This is a genomic window from Pseudomonas sp. XP2, from assembly GCF_053557975.1.
Genome location: NZ_JBNRIK010000016.1, coordinates 91,132 through 101,556, shown reverse-complemented (window position 1 = coordinate 101,556; position 10,425 = coordinate 91,132). Strand labels below are relative to the sequence as shown.

Here is a 10,425-nt window from a genome sequence, read left to right as displayed (position 1 = left end):
GGGCCAGTACAGTCAAACGAAAAAGGGGCCGACGATGCGCGTCGGCCCCCCTCTCACCGCTCAGTCAGCGGTCAATGCTCGGCAACTGCCTCGCGCCTGACCGTCTGGTTGCCGTGCTCGTCCAGCTCCAGCATCGGCACTTCGTTGCCTTCGGCATCGAACAGCTTGCCATCCTTGAAGTAGTCGCCATCACGCAGCGCGGAAATGTCGGAGTACTGGATGGTGCGTTCGTAAGCTGCAGCGAACACGGACTGGTTTTCCGAGTTGCCGGTGGTGAAGTGGTTGAATATCAGGTTCAGCAGGATGGCCATGATTGCCGCCGAGCTGATGCCCGAGTGGAAGATGGTCTCGAACCAGTTCGGGAAGTGGTGGTAGAAGGTTGGTGCGGCGATCGGGATCATGCCGAAGCCCAGCGAAGCCGCGACGATGATCAGGTTGACGTTGTTCTTGTAGCTGACCTTGGACAGGGTGCGGATACCGCTGGCCGCCACGGTGCCGAACAGCACGATGCCCGCGCCGCCCAGTACCGGGGTCGGTACTGCCGCAATCACCCGGCCCATGACCGGCAGAAGGCCGAGTACCACCAGAATCACGCCACCCGTGGCCACCACGTAACGGCTCTTGACCCCGGTCACGGCCACCAGGCCAACGTTCTGGGCGAACGCGCTCTGGGTAAACGAGCCGAAGATCGGCGCCAGGATGCTCGATGCCATGTCGGCGCGCAGGCCGTTGCCCAGTCGCTTGGAGTCGACCTTGGTCTCGATGATCTCACCCACGGCGAGGATGTCGGCCGAGGTTTCCACCAGGGTTACCATGATCACGATGCACATCGACAGGATCGCGGCGATGTGGAATTCCGGCATACCGAAGTGGAACGGCGTGGGGAAGGCGAACATCGGGCCTTCGGCGACCTTGCTGAAGTCGGTCATGCCCAGCGCCCAGGCGATGAGGGTGCCGAACACCATGGCCAGCAGGATCGACAGGCGCGAGATGGTCGCGCTGCCCAGCTTGCTCAGCAGCAGCACGATGGCAAAGGTCAGCCCCGCCAGGCCGATGTTGGCCACGCTGCCAAATTCCGGCGAAGCGCTGTTGCCGCCCATCACCCAACGAGCGGCGACCGGCATCAGCGTCAGGCCGATGGTGGTGATGACGATGCCGGTCACCAGCGGCGGGAAGAACTTGGTGATGCGCGAGAACACCGGGGTGATCAGAAAGCCGATCAGCGATGCTGCCATGACTGCGCCGAGCACACCGGGCAGGCCACCGCCGCCCTCGCTGCTGAGGATGGCACCCATGGTCGCCACACCGGCAAACGACACGCCCTGCACCAGCGGCAACTGGCAGCCGAAGAACGGCAGGCCGAGGGTTTGCAGCAGGGTGGCCAGGCCACCGGCAAACAGCGAGGCGGCAATCAGCATGCCGATCTCGGCGCCGTTGAGGCCTGCGGCCTGCCCCAGGATCAGGGGTACCGCGACAATCCCTCCGTACATGGTCAGCACATGTTGCAGACCGTAGGCCAGGTTGGCACCAAGGCCGAGGTTTTCGTCCTCGGGGCGCTTGGCGGGAGACGTGCTAGGGGACGTAGTCATGGAGCAGGCTCTCTGTTTATTTTTGTGTCGCTACTGTAGACAGTTCCTGCAAATTATTGCCACTAGAATTGTATACAATATTTTGATCGGAGCGCGCACATCGGCGGCCTCCGGATGTGCGAAAACCCAATGCAGAAGGCGTACCAACTCATCAAATGCTGTATTAGAGGGGTGTGTACAAAGTGCAGCTACCCAGGCTTAAAGCTGTCTGGGTAGACAGGAAACACAACGCGGGAAGGCTATTAGCTAGCTAAAAGATTTCATTATTCGATGAGTTCGCGCAGCTCACGCATCATTCTGGTGCTGTCAGCCCCGTTCAATTCCACAAGACGGTGCAAATGGCTCATCGAATCAATGTCGATGTACAAGCAGATGAAGCCCAGTCGGTTCGGTTCTTCGTGGCGCAGTTCGACCTGCATCTGCACCTCGGTCACTTCGTCGTTGAGCACAATGTAGGCTTCGAAGTCCTGGCTCAGGTCGGGATCCCAGGGTTGCGGGCTTTCGACCAGCAGGCCTTTGAGGGACAGGTCGAGCAGTTTCACTTCCCAGCAACGTTCGCCCTGGCACAGCCTGGTCGGGGCGTCGAACGGGATACGCAGGAAACGGCGGCGTTCGTCGTGATCGCTCATGGCATGGATCCTCGGGTAGGTCCTAAAGTGACATCCTGACTATAGTTAAAATGCTACGTGCATCAGGTACCGCAATCTGGCCGCAGAGGCTCTAGACCAAAGCAAGTGTGGCAATGCGCGATGACTCGCCCTAGACTCGGTGGGCGGTCTTTCCAATCCACCAGCTGGAAGCTAACCATGAACAACAATAATAGCCTGCTACGCCACATTCCGTGGCTGGCGCTGGCAGTCATAGGGGCCTGCGCGCTGGGTGTGGTCGCCCTGCGTCGCGGTGAGGCAATCAACGCCTTGTGGATCGTGGTCGCGGCAGTGGCCATCTACCTGGTTGCCTACCGTTACTACAGCCTGTTCATCGCTACCAAGGTGATGCAACTGGACCCGCGCCGTGCTACCCCTGCGGTGCTCAACAACGACGGCCTGGACTACGTCCCGACCAACAAACACATTCTTTTCGGTCACCACTTCGCTGCCATCGCCGGCGCAGGCCCCTTGGTCGGCCCGGTGCTCGCCGCGCAAATGGGCTACCTGCCCGGCACGCTGTGGCTGATCGCCGGCGTGGTGCTGGCCGGTGCGGTGCAGGACTTCATGGTCCTGTTCCTGTCCACCCGCCGCAACGGCCGTTCGCTGGGCGACATGGTGCGCGAGGAGATGGGCCGCATTCCGGGCACCATCGCCCTGTTCGGCTGCTTCCTGATCATGATCATCATCCTTGCGGTGCTGGCGCTGATCGTTGTCAAGGCCCTGGCCGAGAGCCCGTGGGGCATGTTCACCGTCATGGCGACCATCCCGATCGCGATGTTCATGGGCATCTACATGCGCTATATCCGTCCGGGCCGCATTGGCGAGATCTCGGTCGTTGGCGTGGTACTGCTGCTGGCCTCGATCTGGCTGGGCGGCGTAATTGCTGCGGATCCGGTCTGGGGCCCGGCGTTCACCTTCACCGGCGTGCAGATTACCTGGATGCTGGTGGGCTACGGCTTCGTCGCCGCAGTGCTGCCGGTGTGGCTGGTGCTGGCACCGCGTGACTACCTGTCGACCTTCCTCAAGATCGGCACCATCGTTGGTCTGGCCATCGGTATCCTGATCATCGCGCCCGAGCTGAAAATGCCCGCGCTGACCCAGTTCACCGACGGCACTGGCCCGGTATGGAAGGGCACCCTGTTCCCGTTCCTGTTCATCACCATTGCCTGTGGTGCGGTGTCCGGCTTCCACGCGCTGATCTCTTCGGGGACCACGCCCAAGCTGCTGGACAACGAAACCAACGCCCGCTACATCGGTTACGGCGGCATGCTGATGGAATCGTTCGTTGCCATCATGGCCATGGTCGCCGCGTCTGTGATCGAGCCGGGCGTGTACTTCGCCATGAACAGCCCGGCCGCCGTGGTGGGCGCAGACGTTGCCTCGGTGGCGCAGACGGTCAGCAGCTGGGGCTTCCTGATCACCCCCGAGCAGCTCGAAGCCGTCGCCCGTGACATCGGCGAGCACACCATCCTGGCCCGTGCCGGCGGTGCGCCAACCCTGGCGGTCGGTATCGCGCAGATCCTGCACCAGGTGTTGCCAGGTGAGAACACCATGGCGTTCTGGTACCACTTTGCGATCCTGTTCGAGGCGCTGTTCATCCTCACGGCGGTGGACGCCGGTACCCGTGCCGGGCGCTTCATGCTGCAGGACCTGCTTGGCAGCTTCGTGCCGGCGCTCAAACGCACCGAGTCGTGGGGGGCCAACCTGCTTGCCACCGCGGGTTGCGTGGCAATGTGGGGTTATCTGCTGTACCAGGGCGTGATCGACCCGCTGGGTGGCATCAACACCTTGTGGCCGCTGTTTGGTATCTCCAACCAGATGCTGGCCGGTATCGCCTTGATGCTCGGTACTGTGGTGCTGATCAAGATGAAGCGTCAGCGTTACATCTGGGTCACCTTGGTGCCGGCCGTGTGGCTGCTGATCTGCACCACTGCCGCAGGCCTGATCAAGCTGTTCGACCCGAACCCGGCCGTTGGCTTCCTGGCCCTGGCCAAGAAGTACAGCACTGCACTGGACGCCGGCCAGGTACTGGCCCCGGCCAAGGACATCGGGCAGATGCAGCACGTGATCTTTAACGCCTACACCAACGCGGGCCTGACGATTCTATTCCTGCTGGTGGTCTTCAGCATCCTGTTCTTCGCCATCAAGGTCGGCTACGCCGCCTGGGGCCGCAAGGAGCGCAGCGACAAGGAAACCCCGTTCCAGGCCCTGCCTGACGCGTAATCGAGAGGACTGCAATCATGTTCAACGACTTGGGTCGACTGGGAAAATACCTGGGGCAGGCAGCCCGCCTGATGGTCGGTATGCCCGACTACGACAACTATGTCGAACACATGCAGAAGACGCATCCGGACAAGCCGGTGATGAGCTACGAGGCGTTCTTCCGCGAACGCCAGGAAGCCCGTTACGGCGGCAAGTCCGGGCCCAAATGCTGTTGAACCCTAAGCGTTGACCTGTCCGGCCTCATCGCCGGCAAGCCCGCTCCCACAGGTACTGCATAGGCCACAAGTCTGTGCAGTACCTGTGGGAGCTGGCTTGCCGGCGATGAGGCCACTGTTTTTTCCGCACAGGAGATGTTCTGCGTGCAGACGCCTATTCCCGTAACCGTACTCACAGGTTTCCTTGGTGCTGGCAAGACCACCTTGCTCAAGCACATGCTCAAGGCCGAGCACGGCCTGAAGATTGCCGTGATCGAAAACGAATTCAGCGAGGCCGGCATCGACAGCCAGCTGCTGGGCGACGAGCCGGTGCAGGTGATGACCCTGGCCAATGGCTGCGTGTGCTGCAGCATCCACGGCGACCTCACGCGCGCCTTGTACCTGCTGCTCGAACGCCTGGACGCAGGCGAGATCGCCTTCGAGCGCCTGGTCATCGAATGCACCGGCCTGGCCGACCCGGCGCCGGTGGCGCAAACCTTTTTCATCGACGAGGAGCTGCGTGAGCGCTATATCCTTGACGGCATCATCACCCTGGTCGATGCGGTTCATGCCGAACTGCACCTGACCCAGACCATCGCCCAGGCCCAGGTCGGCTTTGCCGATCGCCTGCTGCTGAGCAAGACCGACCTGGCTGAACCGGCTGCGGTGCAGGCTCTGCGCGAGCGCCTGGCGCGCATCAATGGCCGGGCCGCCATCGGTGTCGTCGAACACGGCCGCATCGACCTGGCTGAGCTACTGGATGTGCGTGGTTTCAACCTCAACCCTGACCTGGGCGCAAACCTGAAACCGGCGCTTCGCCCGGTGCTCAAGCCCGCCACGCCGGACAGGATCTCGACGCTGGTGCTGCGCACGGAAACCGCGCTGGATATCGACCGCCTCAGCGGTTTCATGAACGAACTGCTGGAAACTCATGGCAAACAGCTGCTGCGCTACAAGGGCGTGCTGAACATCGCCGGTGAAGACCGCAAGCTGGTCTTCCAGGGCGTGCTCAAGCTCTACGGCTTTGACTGGGACGCCCAGTGGGCCGAGGGTGAACCCCGTGAGAGCGTGATGGTGTTCATCGCCGATGAACTGCCCGACGCTATGATTCGGGCTGGCTTCGAGGCGCTGGCTGCGGGCTGACCCGCCGCGGCGTTGCGGCCTGGAACCACTGCGGCCACGAGCTGCGGTGGCGGGTTTCAACCTCGATGCACGGGATCAGGCGCTCGGTCAGCACAGCGGTCTGCCGCACTGCCTTGGCGGTGCGGTACTTGACGCTGTGGATGCACTCGCGGTCGCCGAACTCGCAGCGGTTCAGTGCGGTACCGCCGCAAGGGCCGTTGGCCAAGCCCTTGGGGCAGGTTTCCGGGCAGACGTACAGCGTGTCTTCCAGACGGCAGCGGCCGCATGTATCGCAACCCACCCATGGCCGTTTCACCGCACGTTCCACTTTGTGCAACACCTGAGCACCAACGCGCGTAGCCCACAGCGGCCGGCGAACCGCCCAGCCAAATGCCTTGCTCAAGCCATTGCGGCGGCTGAACAGCAGCGAATGCATGCCGTGCATCAGGTGATAGCGTGCTTTCTCTTTGAAGGAGGCATCGACCCGCGATTCGCCCTGCCGCCAGGCCGCTTGCGGCGGATGGAAGATCACCGCCGGCAGCCCGGGCATCTGCCAACTGGCCTGCCAGGCGGGCGCCCACTGCTCCAGCGTGTGGACCTGGCTTTGCCAGTGCTCGATACGGGCTTCCAGAGCCAGCAGCTGTTTGAGTTCGTGAACCCCTGACAGGTGCACACCGGCGTAACCCATCAGCTTTACACCGATGATCTGCAAGGCCAGGCGGTCAACACTGCGCGCTTGGGCAAACACCTTGGACTGCGCGGCCTCCGCTTCGAGCATGTCACGCATGGACGGGGTGACAGTGACGCCGGCCACGTGGTCGAGCATGGCCGCACGCCCGTGGGTAAGGCTCATGAGGCAGGCCAGCATGGGCAGGGGCGTGGGCTGGCGGCGCATCCAGTGCATGGCTTCCTGGTGTTTGGCGGCGTCGAAGCCCAGTTGCAGCGTGAGGAAGTCGGCCCCCGCTGCCAGCTTTTTCTCGGCCTTGAAATACTGGGCGCCGCCTTCTTCCTCACAGTACTTGAACGGGTTCAGGGCAGCGCCCAGCAGCCAGTGCGGGCAAGCCTGGCGGGCGAGCTGCAGGGCGGCGACCGATTCCAGGTAGCGTACGGGGCGCTGGCCGGGCTCGTGGCCGGGCAGGCGGTCGCCGGTCAGCAGCAACAGCTGGTCGAGGCCCGCGGCGTCCATACGCTGCAGTTGGGCGAGCAGGTGGTGACGCTCGCGGTCCTTGCCGGAAAAGTGCGGCAAGGCAGGTACCGGGTTGCTGAAAGCGGCGAGGGCGTCCAGCGGCGACATGTCCAGCGGGCTGCCGACGCGATCGCCGATGGCCACGGTCATCGGCCAGCCGCACAGGTGCGCACGGGCCATGATCGCTTCCATGGCGGCGAAGCGTTCTGTGGAAGGCTTGGGGACGAACTCCATGACGCAGACGAAGTTCTGTTCGCGCAGCGCGGTTTTCAGCAGGCTCATGTGGCCGGGCACCTGGTGTGGTCAGGGTGGCATTGTGCGGCACAAGGCGGGCGGGGTCATGTCCGGATGCGCAGGGTGGTGCTCTGAATGAGACATCAGCATGATCATGAAAAAATCTTGGGTTCATCTCAAATTTAATGAGTTTGTCTCAAACCATTGTCAACCGGACAATCCCCTCATTCATTTATGCATGCTGAAGGGACAAGACATGGCACTGGCACACAACCTGGGCTTTCCACGCATCGGTGGCAACCGCGAGCTGCGTGCCCGCTACTGGCAGGTGCAGAAAGACGCCGGCATCGAACTGCTGCCCGTTGGCGACTTTGCCTGGCTTGACCAACCGTTCGACCTTGGCTGGGCGCAACTCTTCGACGAAGTGGCGCAAGCCAAGGCCTTGGGCTACGCGGTCAAGCCAGTGGTAATCGGCCCATTGACCTATTTGTGGCAGGGCGAAAACAACGACGGGACCGACAAGCTGGAGCGCCTCGAGACCCTGCTGCCGCTCTATGACCAGTATCTCAACCGCCTGGCTGCGCTGGGCGTCGAGTGGGTACAGATCGATGAGCCGACCCTCGCCGAAGACCTGCCTCAGGACTGGAAAAACGCTTACGAACGCGTCTATAACATCCTTCAGCGCGCGCCCTTGAAGAAGCTGATTGCCACCTACTCGGGTGGCCTTGGCGGCAACCTCGGCCTGGCCGCCAACCTGCCGGTCGATGGCCTGCACATCGACCTGGTGCAGGCACCCGACCAGTACGTGACCATCCTCGACCGCCTGCCGGCCTACAAAGTGCTTTCGCTGGGCCTGGTTGACGGCGTCAACGCCGCGCCTTGCAACCTGGGACAGACCCTGGACCTGCTGCACGATGCCCATGAACGCCTGGGAGAGCGGCTGTGGCTGGCGCCATCTTGTGCGCTGCTGCACTGCCCGCTGGACCTGGCTGTGCAGAAGTGCCAGGAAGTCGCGGTGCTGGCTGCTGCACTGGAACAGAACCGCGCTGCGGCTTGATCATCGGCTGCCTGTGCCGGCCTCTTCGCGGGTGAACCCGCGAAGAGGCCGGGCCTGCTGATCAGCGCTCGATCGCCAGCGCCACGCCTTGCCCACCGCCGATGCACAAGGTAGCCAGGCCTTTCTTGGCGTCCCGCTTGATCATCTCGTGCAGCAAGGTCACCAGCACCCGGCACCCGGAAGCGCCAATCGGGTGGCCCAGGGCAATCGCCCCGCCATTCACGTTGACCCGCGCAGCATCCCATTCCAGCACCTTGCCCACTGCCAGCGCCTGTGCGGCAAAGGCTTCGTTGGCTTCGATCAGGTCCAGTTCGGCCAGTTGCCAACCGGCCTTGTCCAGGCAACGCTGAGTCGCTGAAACCGGGCCGATACCCATGATTGCCGGGTCTACCCCTGCACTGGCATAGGCGGCGATCTTCGCCAGCACCGGCAGGCCCAGGGCTTTGGCCTTGGCGGCACTCATCAGCAGCACGGCGGCGGCGCCGTCGTTCAGGCTGGAGGCGTTGCCCGCGGTAACGCTGCCATCTTTCTTGAACGCAGGGCGCAGTTTGGCCAAGGAGTCTGCGGTGGTGTCCGGGCGTGGCTGTTCGTCCTGGGCGAACACCTTGGGCTCACCTTTTTTCTGCGGCAACACGATCGGGGTGATTTCATCGTTGAAGCGCCCGGCCTCGATGGCCGCCACGGCCTTGCGCTGCGACTCGGCGGCAAAGGCGTCCTGCTGTTCACGGCTCAGGCCGTACTTGTCCACAAGGTTCTCGGCGGTGATGCCCATGTGGTAGTCGTTGAAGGCATCCCACAGGCCATCGGTGATCATGCTGTCGATCAGCTGGCCATGGCCCATACGCTGGCCAGTGCGGGCTGAAGGCATCACATAGGGGGCAAGGCTCATGTTTTCCTGGCCACCGGCAATCACAACATCGGCATCACCGCAGCGGATGGCCTGTGCGGCCAGGTGCAGTGCCTTGAGGCCCGAGCCGCAGACCTTGTTCAGGGTCAGTGCCGGTACGCTGTAGGGCAAGCCGGCCTTGATCGCGGCCTGGCGCGCTGGGTTCTGGCCGGCGCCGGCGGTGAGCACCTGGCCGAGGATCACTTCGTCCACCTGCGCCGGGTCCAGCCCGGTCTGCTCCAGCAGGCGCTTGATCACGGCGGCACCGAGGTCGACCGCAGGTACCGTGGCCAGGGCGCCCTGAAAGCTGCCGATGGCGGTGCGGGTAGCGGCGACGATGACCACGTCATTCATGTTGTTGTTCTCCGTGCGATGGGCGTAATGCCCAAGCATCGGTGGCTTTGGCTCATTTGTTAAGTTTGTTTTTCTTTCGGATTGATGTGAAAAACAAATCAATGGGCGCTCGGCGGGCTATCCAAGTAAGCTGAATTCCGTGCTGTTTTCACTCAACTGAATGGAGCCCATACCCATGCGCACCCTCATCGCCTTGATGCTACTGATCGGCAGCAGCACAGCATTCGCCGCCACCCAATGCACCACCGCAGACAAAAGCACCTGGCAAGACCAGGAAAAGTTCCAGGCCCAGCTCAAGGAGCAGGGTTACAAGATCAACAAGTTCAAGGTTACCAAGGGCAACTGCTACGAGATCTATGGTCTCGACAAGGATGGCCGCAAGGTCGAGATCTACCATGACCCGGTGAGCGGCAAGGCGGTCAAGTCCGAGTACCACGATTGAACAGCGACGGCACGGTGCAGCTGTGGGACCCGCTCCTGCGGCTGTGCCATCTCTCCATCGCCGGTGTGTTCTTCGCCGACTATTTTTTCAACGAAGAAGGTGACGACTGGCACCAGTGGCTGGGTTACTACGCACTGGCCTGTGTCGTGGTGCGCGTGGTCTGGGGCTTTGTCGGGCCACCCAGTGCGCGCTGGGCCGATTTCTGGCCAACCCCGGCGCGCCTGGCAGTGCATGCCCGTGCGCTGCTGCGCGGCGAGCCTTGTCATCGCCTGGGGCATTCGCCAATTGGCGCCCTGGTGATGCTGTTGATGCTCACCGGTATCGCAGGGCTGGTCCTGACCGGCTGGGCGTCCCAGGAGGTGGACGCGCTGTGGGGCGCCGATTGGCCGACCGACCTGCATAGCTGGTTGGCCGATGCGGTGTTGGCGTTGGTGTGTGTGCATGTGCTGGCGGCGATCTACGAGAGTGTGCGCCTGCGCGAGAACCTG

The 10,425-nt window shown here is 62.7% G+C and carries 10 protein-coding genes; 6 read left to right on the top strand and 4 right to left on the bottom strand.

The window, feature by feature from the left end; translation table 11 throughout:
- Nucleotides 1-71: 71 nt before the first annotated feature.
- Nucleotides 72-1,589 (bottom strand): nucleobase:cation symporter-2 family protein, encoded by a 1,518-nt coding sequence (locus tag ACK1VC_RS18025; RefSeq protein WP_016489098.1) that lies wholly within the window; start codon nt 1,587-1,589, stop codon nt 72-74.
- 263 nt (nt 1,590-1,852) lie between these two features.
- Nucleotides 1,853-2,218 (bottom strand): PilZ domain-containing protein, encoded by a 366-nt coding sequence (locus ACK1VC_RS18020; protein WP_023047384.1) that lies wholly within the window; start codon nt 2,216-2,218, stop codon nt 1,853-1,855.
- A 177-nt stretch (nt 2,219-2,395) separates the two neighbouring features.
- Between ACK1VC_RS18020 and ACK1VC_RS18015 the strand changes: the two genes are divergently transcribed.
- The 3 genes from ACK1VC_RS18015 to yjiA all read left to right on the top strand — a co-directional run bounded on the left by ACK1VC_RS18015 (nt 2,396) and on the right by yjiA (nt 5,799).
- Nucleotides 2,396-4,462: a carbon starvation CstA family protein gene (locus ACK1VC_RS18015; RefSeq protein ID WP_016489096.1), complete on the top strand. Its 2,067-nt coding sequence runs from the start codon at nt 2,396-2,398 to the stop codon at nt 4,460-4,462.
- Between the two features lie 17 nt (nt 4,463-4,479).
- Nucleotides 4,480-4,677 (top strand): YbdD/YjiX family protein, encoded by a 198-nt coding sequence (locus ACK1VC_RS18010; RefSeq protein ID WP_003251633.1) that lies wholly within the window; start codon nt 4,480-4,482, stop codon nt 4,675-4,677.
- 144 nt (nt 4,678-4,821) lie between these two features.
- On the top strand, nt 4,822-5,799 hold the full coding sequence (yjiA, locus tag ACK1VC_RS18005) for a GTPase (protein WP_060517423.1): 978 nt from the start codon (nt 4,822-4,824) through the stop codon (nt 5,797-5,799).
- Here yjiA and ACK1VC_RS18000 read toward each other — a convergent pair.
- Nucleotides 5,759-7,246, bottom strand: a complete 1,488-nt coding sequence (locus tag ACK1VC_RS18000) for a methylenetetrahydrofolate reductase C-terminal domain-containing protein (RefSeq protein ID WP_191086970.1) — start codon at nt 7,244-7,246, stop codon at nt 5,759-5,761. The genes yjiA and ACK1VC_RS18000 overlap by 41 nt on opposite strands.
- 208 nt (nt 7,247-7,454) lie before the next feature.
- Here ACK1VC_RS18000 and ACK1VC_RS17995 point away from each other — a divergent pair, with 208 nt between their 5' ends.
- Nucleotides 7,455-8,255 (top strand): 5-methyltetrahydropteroyltriglutamate--homocysteine methyltransferase, encoded by an 801-nt coding sequence (locus ACK1VC_RS17995; RefSeq protein ID WP_191086969.1) that lies wholly within the window; start codon nt 7,455-7,457, stop codon nt 8,253-8,255.
- Nucleotides 8,256-8,316: 61 nt separating this feature from the next.
- Here the strand turns inward: ACK1VC_RS17995 and ACK1VC_RS17990 are convergent, their stop codons facing one another.
- On the bottom strand, nt 8,317-9,495 hold the full coding sequence (locus ACK1VC_RS17990; RefSeq protein WP_024718026.1) for an acetyl-CoA C-acetyltransferase: 1,179 nt from the start codon (nt 9,493-9,495) through the stop codon (nt 8,317-8,319).
- A 175-nt stretch (nt 9,496-9,670) separates the two neighbouring features.
- Here ACK1VC_RS17990 and ACK1VC_RS17985 point away from each other — a divergent pair, with 175 nt between their 5' ends.
- The gene (locus ACK1VC_RS17985; RefSeq protein WP_016489091.1) at nt 9,671-9,937 is read left to right on the top strand and encodes a PepSY domain-containing protein; all 267 of its coding nucleotides are present in this window, start codon (nt 9,671-9,673) and stop codon (nt 9,935-9,937) included.
- On the top strand, nt 9,934-10,425 hold a 492-nt coding region (locus tag ACK1VC_RS17980; RefSeq protein ID WP_449118005.1), incomplete at its 3' end, for a cytochrome b/b6 domain-containing protein. The genes ACK1VC_RS17985 and ACK1VC_RS17980, both read left to right, overlap by 4 nt.